Origin of the sequence: Bradyrhizobium sp. BTAi1 (genome assembly GCF_000015165.1) — a bacterium.
Lineage (GTDB): Bacteria > Pseudomonadota > Alphaproteobacteria > Rhizobiales > Xanthobacteraceae > Bradyrhizobium > Bradyrhizobium denitrificans.
Map to the genome: position 1 here is coordinate 4,948,037 of NC_009485.1, position 18,395 is coordinate 4,966,431.

16 protein-coding genes are annotated in these 18,395 nt (G+C 66.4%); 12 read left to right on the plus strand and 4 right to left on the minus strand.

Annotated features, from left to right (window positions below; all coding sequences use genetic code 11):
• Nucleotides 1-128 precede the first annotated feature (128 nt).
• Nucleotides 129-614: a Holliday junction resolvase RuvX gene (ruvX, locus tag BBTA_RS22115; RefSeq protein ID WP_012044734.1), complete on the plus strand. Its 486-nt coding sequence runs from the start codon at nucleotides 129-131 to the stop codon at nucleotides 612-614.
• A gap of 4 nt (nucleotides 615-618) precedes the next feature.
• Nucleotides 619-1,542: an AEC family transporter gene (locus tag BBTA_RS22120; RefSeq protein ID WP_012044735.1), complete on the plus strand. Its 924-nt coding sequence runs from the start codon at nucleotides 619-621 to the stop codon at nucleotides 1,540-1,542.
• A gap of 9 nt (nucleotides 1,543-1,551) precedes the next feature.
• On the opposite strand, the gene BBTA_RS22125 is transcribed toward BBTA_RS22120, so the two are convergent.
• A complete protein-coding gene (locus BBTA_RS22125; RefSeq protein WP_012044736.1) occupies nucleotides 1,552-2,376 on the minus strand; it encodes a CPBP family intramembrane glutamic endopeptidase in 825 nt (274 codons plus the stop codon).
• A complete protein-coding gene (locus BBTA_RS22130; protein ID WP_012044737.1) occupies nucleotides 2,373-4,016 on the minus strand; it encodes an acyl-CoA dehydrogenase family protein in 1,644 nt (547 codons plus the stop codon). The genes BBTA_RS22125 and BBTA_RS22130 overlap by 4 nt, the downstream gene beginning before the upstream one ends.
• A 231-nt stretch (nucleotides 4,017-4,247) precedes the next feature.
• On the opposite strand from BBTA_RS22130, the gene BBTA_RS22135 reads away from it, so the two are divergent.
• From BBTA_RS22135 to dprA, 5 genes are all read left to right on the plus strand, one after another.
• Entirely contained in the window at nucleotides 4,248-5,201 is a 954-nt protein-coding gene (locus tag BBTA_RS22135; protein WP_012044738.1) for an aspartate carbamoyltransferase catalytic subunit, read from the plus strand.
• A gap of 22 nt (nucleotides 5,202-5,223) precedes the next feature.
• Entirely contained in the window at nucleotides 5,224-6,525 is a 1,302-nt protein-coding gene (locus BBTA_RS22140; protein WP_012044739.1) for a dihydroorotase, read from the plus strand.
• A gap of 30 nt (nucleotides 6,526-6,555) precedes the next feature.
• Nucleotides 6,556-7,152 (plus strand): glycerol-3-phosphate 1-O-acyltransferase PlsY, encoded by a 597-nt coding sequence (gene plsY, locus BBTA_RS22145; protein ID WP_012044740.1) that lies wholly within the window; start codon nucleotides 6,556-6,558, stop codon nucleotides 7,150-7,152.
• Between the two features lie 146 nt (nucleotides 7,153-7,298).
• The gene (locus BBTA_RS22150; RefSeq protein ID WP_012044741.1) at nucleotides 7,299-8,711 is read left to right on the plus strand and encodes a patatin-like phospholipase family protein; all 1,413 of its coding nucleotides are present in this window, start codon (nucleotides 7,299-7,301) and stop codon (nucleotides 8,709-8,711) included.
• A gap of 62 nt (nucleotides 8,712-8,773) precedes the next feature.
• A complete protein-coding gene (gene dprA / locus BBTA_RS22155; RefSeq protein WP_012044742.1) occupies nucleotides 8,774-9,892 on the plus strand; it encodes a DNA-processing protein DprA in 1,119 nt (372 codons plus the stop codon).
• Between the two features lie 65 nt (nucleotides 9,893-9,957).
• Here dprA and BBTA_RS22160 read toward each other — a convergent pair whose 3' ends face one another.
• The gene (locus BBTA_RS22160; protein ID WP_041751553.1) at nucleotides 9,958-10,728 is read right to left on the minus strand and encodes a glucose 1-dehydrogenase; all 771 of its coding nucleotides are present in this window, start codon (nucleotides 10,726-10,728) and stop codon (nucleotides 9,958-9,960) included.
• Between the two features lie 129 nt (nucleotides 10,729-10,857).
• Here BBTA_RS22160 and BBTA_RS22165 point away from each other — a divergent pair, with 129 nt between their 5' ends.
• Nucleotides 10,858-11,301, plus strand: a complete 444-nt coding sequence (locus BBTA_RS22165; RefSeq protein WP_012044744.1) for a helix-turn-helix domain-containing protein — start codon at nucleotides 10,858-10,860, stop codon at nucleotides 11,299-11,301.
• A gap of 68 nt (nucleotides 11,302-11,369) precedes the next feature.
• Here BBTA_RS22165 and BBTA_RS22170 read toward each other — a convergent pair whose 3' ends face one another.
• The gene (locus BBTA_RS22170) at nucleotides 11,370-11,579 is read right to left on the minus strand and encodes a hypothetical protein (protein ID WP_049795504.1); all 210 of its coding nucleotides are present in this window, start codon (nucleotides 11,577-11,579) and stop codon (nucleotides 11,370-11,372) included.
• Nucleotides 11,580-11,805: 226 nt separating this feature from the next.
• On the opposite strand from BBTA_RS22170, the gene topA reads away from it, so the two are divergent.
• The 4 genes from topA to BBTA_RS22190 are packed head-to-tail and all read left to right on the plus strand — an operon-like array spanning nucleotide 11,806 to nucleotide 18,203.
• Entirely contained in the window at nucleotides 11,806-14,556 is a 2,751-nt protein-coding gene (topA, locus tag BBTA_RS22175; protein ID WP_012044745.1) for a type I DNA topoisomerase, read from the plus strand.
• Between the two features lie 4 nt (nucleotides 14,557-14,560).
• Nucleotides 14,561-16,939: a ribonuclease R gene (gene rnr, locus BBTA_RS22180; protein WP_012044746.1), complete on the plus strand. Its 2,379-nt coding sequence runs from the start codon at nucleotides 14,561-14,563 to the stop codon at nucleotides 16,937-16,939.
• Entirely contained in the window at nucleotides 16,936-17,391 is a 456-nt protein-coding gene (locus BBTA_RS22185) for a DUF983 domain-containing protein (RefSeq protein WP_012044747.1), read from the plus strand. Before rnr ends, BBTA_RS22185 begins: the two co-directional genes overlap by 4 nt.
• A 41-nt stretch (nucleotides 17,392-17,432) precedes the next feature.
• Nucleotides 17,433-18,203, plus strand: a complete 771-nt coding sequence (locus tag BBTA_RS22190) for an NUDIX domain-containing protein (protein WP_012044748.1) — start codon at nucleotides 17,433-17,435, stop codon at nucleotides 18,201-18,203.
• The last annotated feature ends 192 nt before the right edge of the window (nucleotides 18,204-18,395 follow it).

The following is an 18,395-nucleotide window of genomic DNA, read 5'->3' on the forward strand; positions in this document are numbered from 1 at the left end:
GATCCACGGCACCACTCCTGTTCACGGTATTGGACTGATATAGACTCATTGCAGCGCAGCGACAACTCCATGGCTGCCACGTCCGCGCCTGCTGGCCCGGCGCAGGTGGCCGTGCTAAGCGGCACGCCATGCCTGCTCCCATTCTTCCCCTCATCGAAGCCGCCAGCCGCTGGCCCGAGCGCGGCGCGCTCGTCGGCCTTGATCTGGGCACCAAGACGATCGGCGTCGCGGTGTCCGATCCGGACCGCCGGCTCGCCACCGGCGTCGAGACCATCCAGCGCAAGGCCTTCAAGGCCGATGCGGCGCGGCTGCTTGCGATCTCAAGCGAGCGCAAGGTGGTCGGCTTCGTGCTCGGCCTGCCGATCAACATGGACGGCAGTGAGGGACCTCGGGCGCAATCGACCCGCGCATTCGCGCGTAATCTCGCGAACCTGACGGACTTGCCGATCGGCCTGTGGGACGAGCGGCTGTCGACGGCGGCAGTCGAACGCGAACTGATCGGCATGGATGTCAGCCGCGCCCGGCGCGCCGAGGTCATCGACACCCACGCCGCGATCTTCATCCTGCAGGGCGCGCTCGACCGGCTCGCCACGCTCCGCCGGTCCGGCCAATAGCCTCATGGGCGTCGTCGTCGCAGCGCTCGCACCGGTGTTCCTGCTGATCGTGGTCGGCGTCGGCCTGCGCCACAGCCTCATCCGGCTCGACACGCAATGGCATGGGCTGGAGCGACTGACATATTATGTGTTGTTTCCAGCGCTGTTGGTGCAAAGCCTCGTCAAGGCCGATCTCGCCAAGGTACCGGTCGCCGGTGTCGGCGGCGCGCTGTTCCTCGCGGCGCTGGCGATGTCCCTGCTCTGCCTCGCGCTGCGGCCGTTCCTGACGCGGCAGGGCATCGATGGCCCGGCCTTCACCTCCATCTTCCAGGGCGCGACGCGCTGGCAGACCTATGTCGGACTCAGCGTGTCGGGCAGCCTGTTCGGCCCGACCGGCCTTGCCTTGGCGTCGGTGGCGATGGTGGCGATCATTCCGCTGGTCAACGTGCTCAGCGTGAGCGTGCTCGCCCATTATGCTTCGCCGACACGGCGCTCGATCGGCGAGATCATTGCCACGATCGGACGCAATCCGCTGATCTGGGCCTGCGTGGTCGGCCTCGCGCTGAACGTGGCGCATCTGCCGCTGCCGAAACTCTGGCACGATGCCGCCGACGCGCTCGGCCAGGCATCGCTGCCGATCGGCCTGTTGGTGACCGGCGCGGGGCTGCATTTCGAGGGCTTGCGGCGCGCCGGCGCGGCTGCCGCGCTCGGCGTGGTGCTCAAGCTGGTGCTGATGCCGATCATGGCGGTCGGCCTCGCCGGCTGGTTCGGGGTCACAGGCTCCAGCCTCGTGGTGGTCGCCATCTGCGCCGCGGTGCCGACGTCCTCGAGCGCCTATGTGCTTGCCAAGCAGATGGGCGGCGATGCGCCGCTGCTGGCCCAGATCATCTCGCTGCAGACCGTGCTGGCCGCACTGACGATGCCGCTTGCGATCGCCTGGGCGAGCTGAGCCGCGCGCTCAGGAGGGGCCGCTGGCGAGCCATATCGTCTGCACCGTGGCGGCAAGGTTGTTGAGGCCGTGCAGCACCATGGTCAGATAGGTGGAGTGCGTCCGGTATCGCAGATAGCCGAACCAGACCCCGAGCGCGAACACATTGAGCAGGGCAAACCAGTCATATTGGAAATGCAGCAGCGTCCAGATCAGCGACGACAGGATGATCGCGCCGGGAACGCGCAGGAAAGAGTCCGACCAGCCGCGATAAAGAAAGCCGCGCGCCATCAGCTCCTCAGAGACCGGAGCCGCGACGCAGAAGGCGATCACCAGGAGCCACACCGTGCCATCAGTCTTGGCATGCTTCAGCATGTCGACCATGAAGCCCGACGCCGCCTCCTCTCGTCCCGTCAGCTGTGAGACCAGCTCCCAGGCGCCGACGATGACGACCATGCCGAGCACGCCGAAGCCCAGATGCTTCCATCCGGTCCAGCGCAGACCAAGGTATTCGGCAAACGAGAGGCGCGTGTACCGAACCGCGAAGTAGATGGGGATCAGCAATCCAGGCAACCCCATGATGGCCGAGAGCGCGACCGTCAGCGGCGAGGCGGCGGTCTTGGTCAGAGCCAGACGAAACGCCTCGAAATCATCGAGCGGCCCATCGAAACGGGCGAAGAGATAGACGATCGGCAGCAACTGGCCGACGAAAAAGGCGATGATGATGAGCACGCCCCACAGCGTCGTTCGCCAGAAGCCAAGCGTCCGCGGCAGATGTTGCGCCGGAACGACCTGCTGCGGCGGGTTGCCGGGATCGAGCGAATCCATGACGGCGGCTTCGGGACTGTCGGTCAAGGCAGGGCGCGCTCCAGCAGGTCACGGATATCAGCAGGATCGAGATCGACGGCGCCGTACATGCTCGGATGAACAGCGGCGAGCCGCGTGGCGGCGAACAGTTCGGCGTGACGCGGCGTGACCTTGTTCAGCGCAGCGGCGGCCGCCAGTAGCGCCAGCTTTTCGACCGCCAGCCGCGCGACGCGCTCGCTGTCGCCGCGCCGGAATGCCTGGCCGATGGCGGCCACGGCCGCGGCGGCGCCAGGAAGTCCGTTGGTGTCCGCCGCCAGGTACTTGAGGATCGCCATCGCTGCATCGGCTTCACGTGACAGTGCGCGCAGCACGTCCAGGCACATCACATTGCCCGAGCCTTCCCAGATCGCATTGACCGGCGACTCCCGGAAGTGACGCGCGAGAATGCCGTCCTCGACATAGCCATTGCCGCCGAGGCACTCCATTGCCTCGTACAGGAACGGCGGCGCGCTCTTGCACACCCAGTATTTGATCGCGGGCGTCAGCAGCCGCATATAGGCCGCCTCCTTGAGATCGTCCGGCGTGCGGTCGAACGCGCGGCACAGCCGCATCACCAGCGCCACCGTCGCCTCGACATGGAGGGCCATGTCGGCGAGCACCGCCTGCATCAAGGGCTGATCGGCGAGACGCTTCTGGAACACGCTGCGATGGCGCGCGTGATGCAGCGCATGCGCCAGGCCAGAGCGCATCAGCCCGGCGGACGAGATCGCGCAATCCTGCCGCGTCAGCTGCACCATCTGGATGATGGTTCGGATACCCCTGCCCTCCTCGCCGACGCGCACGGCATAGGCGCCGGCGAACTCCACTTCCGAAGAGGCGTTGGAGCGGTTGCCGAGCTTGTCCTTCAGACGCTGGAAGCGGAGCGCATTGACGGCGCCGTCGGGCGTGAAGCGCGGCATGAAGAAGCAGGTCAGGCCGCTCTCGGCCTGCGCCAGCACCAGGAAGGCGTCGCACATCGGCGCCGACATGAACCATTTGTGCCCGGTGATGCGGTAGCCGTCGCCAGCACGTTCCGCCGTCGTCATGTTGGCGCGCACGTCGGTCCCGCCCTGCTTCTCGGTCATGCCCATGCCGAGCGTCATGCCGCGCTTTTGCCACCACGGGGCAAACGCCGCGTCATAGTGGCGTGTCGCGATCACAGGCATGGATTTCGCCAGCAGATCGGGCTGCGCGGCCAGCGCCGCGACCGAGGCGCGGGTCATCGTGATCGGGCAGAGATGACCGCTCTCCACCTGCGCGGCGATGTAGAATTTCGCGGCGCGCACGACCTCCGAAGGAGCGCCGCGTGGCCTGCCCTCGGATGTCCAGGTCGAATTGTGCAGGCCGGCTTCGACCGCACGCGCCATCATCTGATGATAGGCCGGATGAAACTCGACGACGTCGCGCCGAAAGCCCTTGGCATCGAAGCTGCGCAGCTTCGGCGTGTTCTCGTTGGCAAGCCGGCCCTGCTCGGCCATCTCGGCCGAACCCCACAAGGCCCCGAACGCGGCCAGCTCCGGTTCGGTGCCAGCCGCGCCATAAGCCGTGACCGCATCGACCAGCGGCCGGTCGGCGGTGAACAGGTTCACGTCCGCGAACGGCGGCGACTGGTTGAAGACGTCATGAGTCTCGAAGGAAGGCTGGGTCATGGCCGTGCCCTGTGGAAATCCATTATCGGCGCGGCCGAATGGACGAAATCATAAGCCGTCCCGCCCGCGCCCGGCAGCCCAAACGGGTGCCGCTCCCCTGGCATAGTTCACAAAGCATTGCCGCGCCATCCAGCAAGCCGGTCCGGCCGGACCGACGGAACGGGGGATAACTCGGAACCCGGGCTTTCGGCCTTGCCCGCCATGGAAACCGCGCCTATAGCTCTGGCTTTAATGGCAACCTCTCCGAAATCGACTTTCGTCCTCGGGCACCGGCATTTGCTGGGAATCGAGGGCCTTTCCGCTCACGACATCACCGGCCTCCTCGACCTGTCCGAGGAGTATGTCGAACTGAACCGTCAGGTCGACAAGAAGCGCACGGTGCTGCGCGGCCGCACCCAGGTCAACCTGTTCTTCGAGGCCTCGACAAGGACGCAATCCTCATTCGAGCTTGCCGGCAAGCGGCTCGGTGCCGACGTCATGAACATGTCGGTATCGTCCTCGTCCATCAAGAAGGGCGAGACCCTGATGGATACCGCGGTCACGCTCAACGCGATGCATCCGGACATCCTGGTGGTCCGCCACCATGCCTCCGGCGCGGTGGAGCTTCTGGCCCGCAAGGTCGACGGCTCCGTGATCAATGCCGGCGACGGCGCCCATGAGCACCCGACCCAGGCGCTGCTCGATGCGCTGACGATCCGCCGCAACAAGGGCCGTCTCGAGGGGCTGGTCATCGCGATCTGCGGCGACGTGCTGCATTCGCGCGTCGCACGCTCCAACATCCTGCTGCTCAATACGATGGGTGCCCGCGTCCGCGTCGTCGCGCCCTCCACTTTGCTGCCGCCGGGCATCGAGCGCATGGGCGTCGAGGTCGCGCGCGACATGCGCGAGGGACTCAACGGCGCCGATATTGTGATGATGCTGCGGCTGCAGCGCGAGCGCATGAACGGCTCCTTCGTGCCGTCGTCGTCGGAATATTTCCAATATTTCGGGCTCGACCAGAAGAAGCTGGCCTATGCCAAGCCCGATGCGCTGGTGATGCATCCGGGGCCGATGAACCGCGGCGTCGAGATCGACTCCATCGTCGCCGACGGCGCGCAATCGCTGATCCGGGAACAGGTCGAAATGGGGGTTGCCGTGCGCATGGCCGTGCTCGAGGCTCTGGCCCGCAACCTGCCCAACGCTTGATACGAAGTCGGGACGAAACGACATGCTGACCGATCGCCGCCCGATCCTGCTCGCCAACGCGCGCGTCATCGACCCATCCCGCGACATCGACGGGCCCGGCGACGTGCTGATCGCCGACGGCGTTATCCGCGACCTCAAGCGCGGCATCGGCGCCGCCGGTGTTCCCGAGGGAACCGATGTCGTCAACTGCGCCGGCAAGATCGTGGCGCCCGGCCTGATCGACATGTGCGCCTTCGTCGGCGAGCCGGGCCTCGGCCATCGCGAGACCTTTGCCAGCGCCAGCCAGGCCGCGGCGACCGGCGGCATCACCACAATCATCTGCCAGCCCGGCACCGAGCCTGTCATCGACAATTCGGCGACCGTCGATTTCGTGCTGCGCCGCGCCCGCGACACCGCGATCGTCAACATCCAGCCGATGGCGGCACTGACCAAGGGGCTGCGCGGCGAGGAGATGACGGAGATCGGCCTGCTGCGTGCCGCCGGCGCGGTGGCATTCTCCAACGGTCATACCAGCGTGATGAACGCGCAGGTGATGCGCCGCGCGCTGACCTATGCGCGCGACTTCGACGCCCTGATCGTGCATCACACCGAGGACCCCGACCTCGTCGGCGAAGGCGTCATGAACGAGGGCGAGTTCGCCTCGCGTCTCGGCCTTTCCGGCATCCCGCCGGCCGCCGAAGCGGTCGTGCTGGAACGCGACATGCGCCTCGTCGCGCTCAGCAAGGGCCGCTACCACGCCGCGGCGCTGAGCTCGGTGGACTCGCTCGACATTCTCCGGCGCGCCCGCGAGGCCGGCCTCGCGGTGAGCGCCTCGGTCTCGATCAACCACCTCACCTTGAACGAGAACGACATCGGCCCCTACCGCACCTTCCTCAAGCTGACGCCGCCGCTGCGCACCGAGGTCGATCGCCGCGCGCTGGTCGAGGCGCTGGCCTCCGGCCTCGTCGACGTCATCATGTCCGACCACAATCCACAGGACGTCGAGGTGAAGCGGCTGCCGTTCGCGGAAGCCGCCAGCGGCGCGGTGGGTCTGGAAACGATGCTGACCGCGGGCTTGAGACTGGTGCACAATGACGAGCTGAGCTGGACCACCTTGATCCGCGCGATGTCGACGCGGCCTGCGGAACTGCTCGGCCTCCCCGGCGGCACGTTGCGCGCCGGTGCGCCGGCGGACATCATCGTGATCGATCCGGACGTGCCCTGGATCCTCGATCCGGCCGATCTCAAATCGCTGTGCAAGAACACGCCGTTCGACGAGGCCCGCTTCACCGGCCGCGTGGTCCGCACCATCGTCGGCGGCCGCACCGTGTTTGAACATGTCTGACGCGCGTCCAAGCGTGGATGGAGTTATGTGATGGGACCTGAAGCCTTCCTGCCTGTCGCTCTCATCATCGGCTATCTGTTCGGCTCGATCCCGTTCGGCCTGATCCTGACCAAGCTCGCCGGCACGCAGGACCTGCGCAGCATCGGCTCCGGCAATATCGGCGCCACCAACGTGCTGCGCACCGGGCGCAAGGGCCTCGCCGCCGGAACCCTGCTCGGCGACGCGCTGAAGGGCACCGCCGCCGTCATCATCTCCGGCTATCTCGGCGGCCCGAATGCGGCGATGATCGCAGGCCTGGGCGCCTTCCTCGGACATTTGTTCCCAGTGTGGCTGAAATTCCGCGGCGGCAAGGGCGTCGCGGTCTATATCGGTATTTTGATTGGTCTGTTCTGGCCCGGCGCCATCTTCTTCTGTCTCGTCTGGCTCGCAACGGCGTTCGCGTTCCGCTACTCATCAGTCGCCGCGCTCGTCGCCAGCGTGCTGACGCCGATCGTGCTGTGGGCTTTCGGTCACACCGCGCTGGCGGCGTTGTTCGCCCTGCTCACACTGTTGCTGATTTACATGCATCGCGAAAACATCAGGCGATTGCAGGCCGGCACCGAAGGCAAGATCGGGGCGAAGAAGTAATCACTCCGGACAAATACGGAGCAGATGCGCAAAACCTGTGTTTCGCCGTATCGAACAGCGGCTGCGCGGCAACACCGCCGCGTGATCAGCTAATAAGTTAACGAGAGACTCTGGCGTGAATCATGATTGCCTGTCATGATTTCTGCATGTGGTTACGCAAGACCAATTCAAGCGGTTCGTCGGCCACGCACGATGACCGCAATGATCCGGCACCGGCGCAGCAGAATGCAGCCCCGGCCCGATCCAACGCCAGCCTCCTGCTCTCAGCTGCGCAGATCTGGTCGAACGAGGCGACGATCACCCAGGAGCCGGAGTTCGTTTCCGAGCCAGTCGTTTCCGAGCCACTCATCTCCGAGCCCATCGCGTCGGCTGCGCCAGCGACTTCGGAGGTCGCAGAGGCTCAGGCCTGCGTCGCGGAGTCGGCGTCCGAGCCGAGTGAATTCGCCCCCGTCGTGGCCGAAATGATCATGGCGGCGACCCATGCGGCCGTGATGTCCGAGACCAAGGCTGCTGATATCCCGGAGCGCACATTCGCGGAGACGATCGCCACCGCGACGCTGCCGCCGCCGCCGCGGACATGGCCGCCGCGCAAGCTGTCGCTCGCCTTGCAAGGCGGCGGGACTTTTTCCGCCTTCACCTGGGGCGTGCTGGATCGGCTGCTGCAGGAACCGGGCTGCGACTTCGATACGATCAGCGGCGCCAGCGCCGGAGCGATCAATGCCGCTCTGCTGGCCAGCGGACTTGCCAATCACGGCCGTGAGGACGCCCGCAACCGGCTCGCGCAGTTCTGGACCCGGCTGACCGAGCAAGCCTCGTTCCGCTCGCTGATGGTGATCGGCGGCTATTCGCCCGCCAGCAGCGCGGTCTCGTTCGGCTCAGGGCTGCGCGGCGGACGTGCGGACCCGTTCGACCTCGACCCGCTGCGCGAGATGCTCGCGGACACCATCGATTTCGACGCCGTCCGAAGTGCAAATGCGCCGCGCCTCCTGGTGGCGGCGACCCGGGTGCGCGATGGCCTTCCGCAGATCTTCCGCAACGCCGCCATCACGCCGGACGTCCTGCTGGCCTCGACCTGCCCGGCCCAGCTGCATGGCGCGGTCGACATCGACGACGAGGCCTATTGGGATGGCGGCTATTCCGCCAATCCGCCGCTGGTCCAGATCGCGCACGAGTCCAGCGCCGCAGATCTGCTGGTGGTTCAGGTCACGCCCGCGCAGGATGGCTACGTCCCCGTCACCTCCGCTGCGATCGATCGCCGCCTTGACCAGATTGCCGCCAATGCCGTGGTCCATGCCGAGCTTGCCGCGCTCGAATGGGCCCGTAGCGACGGCCTGCATCCGCCGCGTGTGCATCGGCTTGCGGCCGAAGACGAGATCGAGGCCCTTGCGCAGCGCAATGCGACCGAGTTCGGCAGCGACTTCATCGCGCTGTTGCACCAGCGCGGGCGCGACGCCGCAGACCGCTGGCTCCGCGATGCGCCATTCGGCACCACCTTGGCGATCCCCGGCGAACAGCCGGTGGCGTCTCAGGATGAGGTGCGCGACGTCGCTCTGACATAGCGCGCCCTCTTCCCTGCGTCCTCGGGTTGTTCCATTCTGGCCTCTTCTTCGAGGGGGATCACGTGGACGCCATCAGCACGAGGCAGGAGCTCACCGACACCGAGCGGCGCGATCGCCTGCGGCTGATCCGCTCCGACAATGTCGGCCCGCGAACATTCCGGTCGCTGCTCAACCATTTTGGCACCGCCCGCGCCGCGCTCGATCGATTGCCGGAGCTAGCGCGCCGCGGCGGCGCGGCCAGGGTCGGCCGCATCTGCACGATCGACGAAGCCGAAGCCGAGCTCGACGCCTGCCTGCGGCAGGGCGTGCAGCTGCTCGCGCCCGAAGAGAACGGCTATCCGCCCCGCCTCGCCAGTTGCGAGGATGCGCCGCCGCTGCTCGGTGTCCGCGGCGCCCGGGAGACCTTGATGCAGCCGATGATCGCCATTGTCGGCTCGCGCAACGCATCGGCTGCGGGCCTCAAATTTGCGGGCCAGCTTGCTCACGAGCTCGGCCGCGCCGGCTTCGTGATCATTTCCGGTCTCGCCCGCGGGATCGACCAGGCCGCTCATCGCGCCAGCCTGTCGAGCGGCACGGTCGCGGTGCTCGCCGGCGGCCATGACCGGATCTATCCGCCGGAACATATCGACCTGCTCGGCGCGATTGTGGAGCGCAACGGTGCGGCGATCTCGGAAATGCCGCTCGGACACGAGCCGCGGGCGCGCGACTTCCCGCGGCGGAACCGGCTGATCTCCGGCGCCTCGCTCGGCGTCGTGGTGGTCGAGGCGGCGCATCGCTCGGGCTCGCTGATCACCGCGCGCATGGCGGGCGAACAGGGACGCGAGGTGTTCGCCGTCCCGGGCTCGCCGCTCGATCCGCGCGCGGCCGGTACCAACGATCTCATCAAGCAAGGGGCAACGCTCGTGACAGAGGCCGCAGACATTATCCAAGCGGTCGGCCCGATCATGGAGCGCCCGCCATCAGCGTCGCTGCGCGAGTCCGACGAAGAGTTGTTCGCGCCTGCGCCGGAGAGCCATGATCGCGATCAGATCATCGCGCTGCTTGGTCCGACGCCGGTCTCGATCGACGACCTGATCCGGATCAGCGGCCTCTCACCCGCCGTGCTGCGCGTGGTGCTGCTCGAACTCGAACTGGCCGGCCGCCTGGAGCGCCATGGCGGCGGGATGGTGTCGCTGGCGTGAGCTCATCGACGCCCTTGCGGGCGTCTATGCGCGAGCGCGCCTGCTCGATCTGCTCCTGGTGCGGTTCAGCGATAGATCGGCGCGCCCGCCGGCGAGCTGGTGACGCCGCCATCGACGAACAGCTCCTGACCCTGGATATGCGCAGCCTCGTCCGAGGCCAGGAACAGCACGGTGCTCGCGATGTTCTCGGGCTCGCCGATGTGGCCGAGCGGTGTCGTCGCCGCGATCCGAGCCTCGAACGCTCTTTCTGCATCGGGCGTCGCGAGCGCGGCGCCCCAGATCGGCGTCCGCGTAGCCCCGGGCGACACCACATTGACGCGGATGCCGCGCGGCGACAGTTCGGACGCCAGCACCCGGGCCATCGCACGCACGCCGGCTTTGCTCGCGGCGTAGGCTGAATAGCCGGGATTGCCGAGCACCGAGATCACCGAGCCGTTGAGAATGATGGAGGCGCCATCGTTGAGATATTGCAGCGCCGCCTGCACCGTGAAGAAAACTCCGGTCAGGTTGGTGCGGATCACCTGCTCGAACACCTCCGGCTTGGTTGCTCCGGCCGGCGTGGCACCGGGAATGCCGGCATTTGCGAACAGGATGTCAAGCTTGCCGAAGCGCTCCGCCGCGCGCGCAACCGCAGCCTCCGTCGCAGCGATGTCGGTCACGTCAGCCACCAGCGCCTGGGCGTTCGGCCCCAGATCCCGTGCCGCCGCCTCCAACCGCCCCGCATCGCGTCCGGTGATCGCGACCTTGGCGCCCTCAGCAACGAAGCGGCGCGCCGTCGCGAGCCCGATGCCGCTGCTGCCGCCGGTAATCAGAGCCGTCTTGTTTGCAAGCCTCACGCCCGCCTCCATATGGTTGCATCATTAAACCGCATGGACGACATAAACGGACTGGTTTTATAATGCAACCACACAAGCGCGTGATGCGCTGCGCAGTCCAATCTGCGGGAACACGATAGGAATGGCGCGATGGTCAAACGCACGAGCCTCGAGGGAGACGGCTGCCCGATCGCACGATCACTGGACGCGATCGGCGATTGGTGGTCGCTCCTCATCATCCGCGATGCGTTTTTCGGCGTGCGCCGCTTCAGCGCCTTCCAGCGCAGCCTTGGGCTGGCGAAGAACATTCTGACCGTGCGGCTGCGCTCCCTCGTCGATCGCGGTATTCTCACGACTGAGCCGGCGGCTGACGGCAGTGCCTATCGCGACTACGTGCTGACGGCGAAAGGCCGAGGGCTGTTTCCGATCCTGGTCGCGCTGCGCCAGTGGAGCGAGGAATTCGACGAGCATCCCGAGGAGATTGCGACCATGCTGGTGGATCGCTCGCACCACCAGCCCGTGCGCAAGCTGCTGCTCTGTGCCAATGACGGCACGCCGTTGCGACCGGAGGACACCACCCTGGTACCACGATGAGCGCAATTACCGCTCAGCAGAAACGATCCGGAAGATAGCACCGCCGCATTGCGAGGAAGACACGCGCGTCAGCAGAGTCTATGACGACTGCGCAACCGCAGATGTTCCTCTGCCTCAAGGTTCGCCATGCGCAAAAGGTAGTCGAGCATGTCGAGGTGATGGCGCTGCGCAAGCTGGGCGAGACTGGCGGTCACCTCCGCGACGAGCGCCGCCGCCGCGTCGGCATCCTCAACCGTCGCTTCAATGTCGGGATCGTGTCTGTCCGCTACCTTGGCCAACAAATATATCCAACATCGGGGTTGTCTGAGACAAACGAACACAAAATGAGTGCGGTTCCAATAGCGTTCCTCACAACCTGATAGGTACTTCGCGGCGCCAACGCAATCGACTTTCGGCACTGGTCGATTTGACAGGAACCGCCTCACCACCCATGTTCGCGTCAAGGGAGCGTGCGCGAATCCCGCGAAACCGGCTCCAATCCTTCCACTAAGTCATTGGAAATACATGAACATCGTCATCGTGGAGTCGCCTGCAAAGGCCAAGACGATCAATAAATATCTGGGCTCCTCCTACGAGGTTCTGGCCTCTTTTGGTCATGTCCGCGACCTTCCGGCCAAGAACGGTTCGGTCGATCCGGACGAGAATTTCCGGATGATCTGGGAGGTCGACCCCAAGGCTGCCGGCCGACTCAACGACATCGCCAAATCGCTCAAGAATGCAGACCGACTGATTCTCGCCACTGACCCCGATCGTGAGGGAGAGGCGATCTCCTGGCACGTGCTCGAAGTGTTGAAGGAGAAGCGCGCGCTCAAGGATCAGAAGATCGAGCGCGTGGTCTTCAACGCCATCACCAAGCAGGCCGTGTCGGAGGCGATGAAGCATCCGCGCCAGATCGACGGCGCGCTGGTCGACGCCTATATGGCGCGCCGCGCCCTCGATTACCTCGTCGGCTTCACGCTCTCCCCCGTGCTGTGGCGCAAGCTGCCGGGCGCGCGCTCGGCCGGGCGCGTGCAGTCAGTGGCACTGCGCCTTGTGTGCGATCGCGAGCTCGAGATCGAGAAGTTCGTTCCGCGCGAATATTGGTCGCTGATCGCCACGCTGGCGACGCCGCGCGGCGACACGTTCGAAGCGCGGCTGGTCGGCGCCGACGGCAAGAAGATCCAGCGGCTCGACATCGGCACCGGCGCGGAAGCCGAAGACTTCAAGCAGGCGCTGAACGCGGCGAGCTACACGGTCGCCACCGTCGATGCCAAGCCGGCGCGGCGCAATCCGCAGGCCCCGTTCACCACCTCGACGCTGCAGCAGGAGGCGAGCCGCAAGCTCGGCTTCGCGCCGGCGCACACGATGCGCATTGCGCAGCGTCTCTATGAAGGCATCGACATCGGCGGCGAGACCACCGGTCTCATCACCTATATGCGAACCGACGGCGTGCAGATCGACGGCTCGGCGATCACCCAGGCGCGCAAGGTGATCGGCGAGATCTACGGCAACAAATATGTGCCGGACAGCCCGCGCCAGTACCAGACCAAGGCCAAGAACGCCCAGGAAGCGCACGAGGCGATCCGCCCGACCGATTTGTCGCGCAAGCCCGCGGACCTGCGCAAGCGGCTCGATGACGACCAGGCCAAGCTCTATGAGCTGATCTGGACCCGCACCATCGCCAGCCAGATGGAGTCGGCCGAGCTCGAGCGCACCACCGTCGACATCATCGCCAAGGCAGGCGGTCGCACGCTGGAACTGCGCGCCACCGGCCAGGTCGTCAAGTTCGACGGCTTCCTCGCGCTCTATCAGGAAGGCCGCGACGACGAGGAGGACGAGGACAGCCGCCGACTGCCGCAGATGAGCCCGAACGAGCCACTGAAGCGTCAGAACCTCGCGGTCACTCAGCACTTCACCGAGCCGCCACCACGCTTCTCGGAAGCCTCTCTGGTCAAGCGCATGGAGGAACTCGGCATCGGCCGGCCCTCGACCTACGCCTCGATCCTCGATGTGCTGAAAGCCCGCGGCTATGTGAAGCTCGAGAAGAAGCGGCTGCATGGCGAGGACAAGGGTCGCGTCGTGATCGCGTTCCTGGAGAACTTCTTCCGCCGCTATGTCGAGTACGATTTCACGGCGGACTTGGAAGAGCAGCTCGACCGCATCTCCAACAACGAGATCGCCTGGCAGCAGGTGCTGAAGGATTTCTGGACCGGCTTCATCGGCGCCGTCGACGACATCAAGGATCTGCGCGTCGCGCAGGTGCTCGATGCGCTCGATGAGATGCTGGGGCCGCACATCTATCCGCCGCGCGCCGATGGTGGCGACGTCCGGCAATGCCCGACCTGCGGCACCGGACGGCTCAACCTCAAGGCCGGCAAGTTCGGCGCCTTCGTCGGCTGCTCGAACTATCCGGAATGCCGCTACACCCGCCCGCTCGCCGCCGACAGCGAGGCCGCGGCCGATCGCATTCTCGGCCAGGACCCGGATTCGGGCCTCGACGTCGCCGTCAAGGCCGGCCGCTTCGGCCCCTACATCCAGCTCGGCGAGCAGAAGGACTATGCCGAGGGCGAGAAGCCCAAGCGCGCCGGCATTCCCAAGGGCACGCAGCCCTCGGACGTCGATCTCGATCTCGCGCTGAAGCTGCTGTCGCTGCCGCGCGAGATCGGCAAGCATCCGGAGACCGGCCTGCCGATCACCGCGGGCCTCGGCCGCTTCGGGCCGTTCGTGAAGCACGACAAGACCTATGCGAGCCTGGAGGCCGGCGACGAGGTGTTCGATATCGGCCTCAACCGTGCGGTCACCCTGATCGCCGAAAAGGTCGCGAAGGGCCCGAGCAAGCGCTTCGGCGCCGATCCCGGCAAGGCGCTGGGTGATCATCCCTCGCTCGGCCCGGTCGCCGTGAAGGCCGGCCGCTACGGCGCCTATGTCACCGCTGGCGGCGTCAACGCCACCATTCCCGGCGACAAGGAGAAGGATACGATCACGCTCGCCGAGGCGATCGCGCTGCTCGACGAGCGCGCGGCCAAGGGCGGCGGCAAGGCCAAGGGCGCCAAAAAGGCTGCGAAGCCGGCCAAGGCGGCCGCGAAGCCGAAGGCCGGCGGCGACGACGACTCGCCGAAGCCGGCAAAGAAGGCCGTCGCGAAGAAGGCTGCGACGAAGCCGAAATCAGAGTCCACCAGCAAGGCGCGCGCGCCGGTTGCCAAGGCGGCCAAGACATCGGCCAAGCCTGCGACCAAGGCGACGCCCAAGAAGAGCGCCGGCAAGGCCCGCGGATGAGAAAATGATCAAAAAGAGCGACATCGGCCTCCCTCCGCGGGAGGCCATCGTCGCCTTCATCCGCGCCAATCCGGGCAAGGTTGGCACCAAGGACATCGCCCGCGCGTTCGGCCTGAAGAACGCCGATCGCGCCGCGCTCAAGCAGTTGCTGCGCGAACTCGTCGCCGACGGCACCGTCAAGAAGAGCGGCCGCAAGAAGATCGTCGAGCCTGCGACCTTGCCGGCGACGCTGGTGGCGGACATTACCGGCCGCGACAGCGATGGCGAGCTGATCGCCAAGCCCGCCGAATGGGACGAGGCGGAGCAATCCGAGCCGCCGCGCATCCGCATCCACACGCCGCGCCATGCGCGGCCCGGCGCGACGGCCGGTGTCGGCGACCGCGCGCTTGTTCGCGTGGAGCCGATCAACGACGCCGAGGGCATCGCCTATCGCGGCCGCGTGCTGAAGGTGCTCGATCAGGCGCGCAACCGCGTGCTCGGCATCTTCAAAAGCAATCCAGGCGGCGGTGGCCGCCTGATCCCGGTCGACAAGAAGCAGGCGGGACGCGAGCTCTCGATCGCCCCCGATGACACCAAGGACGCCAAGGACGGCGACCTCATCAGCGTCGACCTGCTGCGCGGGCGCGGCTATGGCCTGCCCGCAGGTCGGGTGAAGGAGCGCTTCGGCTCGGTCGCGACCGAGAAGGCGATCAGCCTGATCGCGATCCATGCCCACGAGATCCCGATGGACTTCTCGGCCGCGGCGATCGCCGAGGCCGAGGCCGCGCAGCCCGCGACCCTGAAGGGCCGTGAGGACTGGCGCGAGCTGCCGCTCATCACCATCGATCCGCGCGACGCCAAGGATCACGACGACGCGGTTCATGCCGAGCCGGATGCCGATCCGAGCAATGCCGGCGGCGTCATCGTCCATGTCGCGATCGCCGACGTCGCCTACTATGTGCGGCCGGGCTCGGCGCTCGATCGCGACGCGCTGATCCGCGGCAATTCGGTGTACTTCCCCGACCGCGTCGTGCCGATGCTGCCGGAACGCATCTCCAACAATCTGTGCTCGCTGGTGCCGGGCGAGCCGCGCGGCGCGCTCGCCGTGCGCATGGTGATCGGTGCCGACGGCCGCAAGCGCTCGCACTCGTTCCACCGCGTGCTGATGCGCTCGGCGGCAAGACTGTCCTACGCGCAAGCCCAGGCCGCGATCGACGGCAAGCCGGACGACATCACCGGTCCCCTGCTCGAGCCGATCCTGAAGCCGCTCTACGCGGCCTACGAGGTCGCCAAGCGCGGCCGCGACGCGCGCGATCCGCTCGACCTCGACATTCCCGAGCGCAAGATCCTGCTCAAGAAGGACGGCACGGTCGACCGCGTCGTCGTGCCCGAGCGGCTGGACGCCCACAGACTGATCGAGGAGTTCATGATCTCGGCCAACGTGGCCGCGGCCGAACTGCTGGAGAAGAAGGCGCTCCCCTTGATCTACCGCGTGCACGACGAGCCGACGGTGGAGAAGATCCATGCGCTGCAGGAATTTCTCAAGACGCTCGACGTACCCTTCGCCAAGAGCGGAGCGCTCAGGCCGTCGCTGTTCAACCGCGTGCTGACGCTCGTCGCGGGCCAGGACTATGAACATCTCGTCAACGAGGTCGTGCTGCGCTCGCAGGCGCAAGCGGAATACTCCACGGACAATTACGGGCATTTCGGCCTCAATCTGCGCCGCTACGCCCATTTCACCTCGCCGATCCGCCGCTATGCCGACCTCGTCGTGCATCGCGGCCTGTTGCGCGCGCTGAATCTCGGCGACGGCGCCCTGCCCGACAGCGAGACGCCGGATCATCTCGCCGAGGTTGCGGCGCAGATCTCGGTCACCGAGCGGCGCGCGATGAAGGCAGAGCGCGAGACCGCCGACCGCCTGATCGCGCATCACCTCGCGGACCGCGTCGGCGCCACCTTCCAGGGCCGCATCTCCGGCGTCACCCGCGCCGGTCTCTTCATCAAGCTCGACGACACCGGCGCCGACGGCCTGGTTCCGATCCGCACCCTCGGCACGGAATATTTCGACTATGACGAAACCCGGCATGCGCTGATCGGCCAGCGCAGCGGTGCCATGCATCGGCTGGGTGACGTCGTCGACGTGCGTCTGGTAGAAGCTCAACCGGTGGCCGGCGCGCTGCGCTTCGAATTGCTGACACAGGCCGATGTCCTGGTGTCGCGGCATCCGCGTGGCGCAGGCCCCAGGCGCAAGAGTACCGCCAAGAGGAATACCAAGACGAAAGCCAAGGCGACCCAAGCCGACGCTCGTCCGCGGCACAAGGAAAAAAGCCGCAAGAAAAACCAAAAGGCAGGCGCAAAACGCAAGCCCGGCACATCGAAGAAAGGCAGATCATGGACGCCATGAGTTCAACGCCCCGCGCATTGCCACAGGCCTTGCCACAGACTTGGACGCGTGACGCCGGCGCCGTCGAGAAGCGTGACGTCTGGACGGCGATGAAGCGCGGCCTGCGCGGCCGCTGCCCCCGCTGCGGCGAGGGCAGACTGTTCCGCGCCTTCCTGAAGGTCGCCGACGCCTGCGATCGCTGCGGCCAGGATTTTTCCGGCCATCGCGCCGACGACCTGCCCGCCTATCTCGTGATCGTCATCGTCGGCCACATCGTCGTGCCGCTGGCTCTGTCGATCGAGACCAACTACGCGCCGCCGGTGGCGCTGCAGCTCGCGATCTATCTGCCGGTGACCTTGATCGCCTCGCTCGCGCTGCTGCAACCGGTCAAGGGCGCCGTCGTCGGGCTGCAATGGGCGTTCCGCATGCACGGCTTCGACGACAATCCGGTGGAAGGCATTCCGCCGGTCTGAACGACCAGATGATCAACCAATAAGAAGCACGCGGGGAGGACATGAGCGAGACGGCACAGGCGACGGACGCACCGGCGGGCAAGCCCGCCGAGAAGGAAGCGGATCATCATCCCTACACCAAGCCGCGCGACGCGGCGACCTTGATCCTGGTCGATCGCAGCGGCGCAGTGCCGAAGGTGCTGGTTGGCAAGCGCCACGACAAGGTCGTGTTCATGCCCGGCAAGTTCGTCTTCCCCGGCGGCCGCGTCGACAAAACCGATCACCGCATCCCTGTCGCCGCGCCCATGCCGGCCGAGCTCGAAGCCAATTTGTTTAAGGGCAAGCCGCAGACGACGGCGTCGCGCGCGAAATCGCTTGCCGTCGCCGCGATCCGCGAGGCCTGCGAGGAAACGGGTCTCTGCCTCGGCCGCAAGATCGACCGCTCCGCGCCGAAACTCGACGGTCAGCTTAAAGGTCCCTGGGCGCCGTTCGCCGAGGCCGGCCTGCTGCCCGATCCCTCCGGCCTCTATCTGATCGCCCGCGCCATCACCCCGCCCGGCCGCATCAAGCGCTTCGACACCCGCTTCTTCACCGCCGACGCCTCCGCCATCACCCACCGCGTGGAGGGCGTAGTGCATGCCGATGCGGAACTGGTCGAGCTGGTCTGGGTCGAGCTCGGCTCCAAGCCGCTCGCCGATCTGCATCCGATGACCAAGAACGTGCTCAACGAGCTCGACCGCCGCCTCGCCACCGGCCCATTGCGCCATGACGCGCCGGTACCGTTCTTCCACTTCTACGGCGGCAAGATGCAGAAGGACGTGCTGGGCGGCTGAGAGCTGGCTGGCGTCATTGCGAGGAGCGCAGCGACGAAGCAATCCAGAGTCCTCGTGCAGCCCTGGATTGCTTCGCTTCCGCTCGCAATGACGGGGTTTGTTCTCTCAGTCCGGCCCAAATCAGCAAATCGTTCTGGGCATCGTGACTGGCGTGTGGTCGCGCAGTTCCCATCTATTTTCTTCAGCGCAATC

Bases quoted from the DNA above. Each gene is read 5' to 3' on its own strand.
- ruvX (WP_012044734.1), top strand. From the start codon at position 129: ATGCCTGCTCCCATTCTTCCCCTCATCGAAGCCGCCAGCCGCTGGCCC.
- BBTA_RS22120 (WP_012044735.1), top strand. From the start codon at position 619: ATGGGCGTCGTCGTCGCAGCGCTCGCACCGGTGTTCCTGCTGATCGTG.
- BBTA_RS22130 (WP_012044737.1), bottom strand. From the start codon at position 4,016: ATGACCCAGCCTTCCTTCGAGACTCATGACGTCTTCAACCAGTCGCCG.
- BBTA_RS22135 (WP_012044738.1), top strand. From the start codon at position 4,248: ATGGCAACCTCTCCGAAATCGACTTTCGTCCTCGGGCACCGGCATTTG.
- BBTA_RS22140 (WP_012044739.1), top strand. From the start codon at position 5,224: ATGCTGACCGATCGCCGCCCGATCCTGCTCGCCAACGCGCGCGTCATC.
- plsY (WP_012044740.1), top strand. From the start codon at position 6,556: ATGGGACCTGAAGCCTTCCTGCCTGTCGCTCTCATCATCGGCTATCTG.
- BBTA_RS22150 (WP_012044741.1), top strand. From the start codon at position 7,299: ATGTGGTTACGCAAGACCAATTCAAGCGGTTCGTCGGCCACGCACGAT.
- BBTA_RS22165 (WP_012044744.1), top strand. From the start codon at position 10,858: ATGGTCAAACGCACGAGCCTCGAGGGAGACGGCTGCCCGATCGCACGA.
- topA (WP_012044745.1), top strand. From the start codon at position 11,806: ATGAACATCGTCATCGTGGAGTCGCCTGCAAAGGCCAAGACGATCAAT.
- rnr (WP_012044746.1), top strand. From the start codon at position 14,561: ATGATCAAAAAGAGCGACATCGGCCTCCCTCCGCGGGAGGCCATCGTC.
- BBTA_RS22185 (WP_012044747.1), top strand. From the start codon at position 16,936: ATGAGTTCAACGCCCCGCGCATTGCCACAGGCCTTGCCACAGACTTGG.
- BBTA_RS22190 (WP_012044748.1), top strand. From the start codon at position 17,433: ATGAGCGAGACGGCACAGGCGACGGACGCACCGGCGGGCAAGCCCGCC.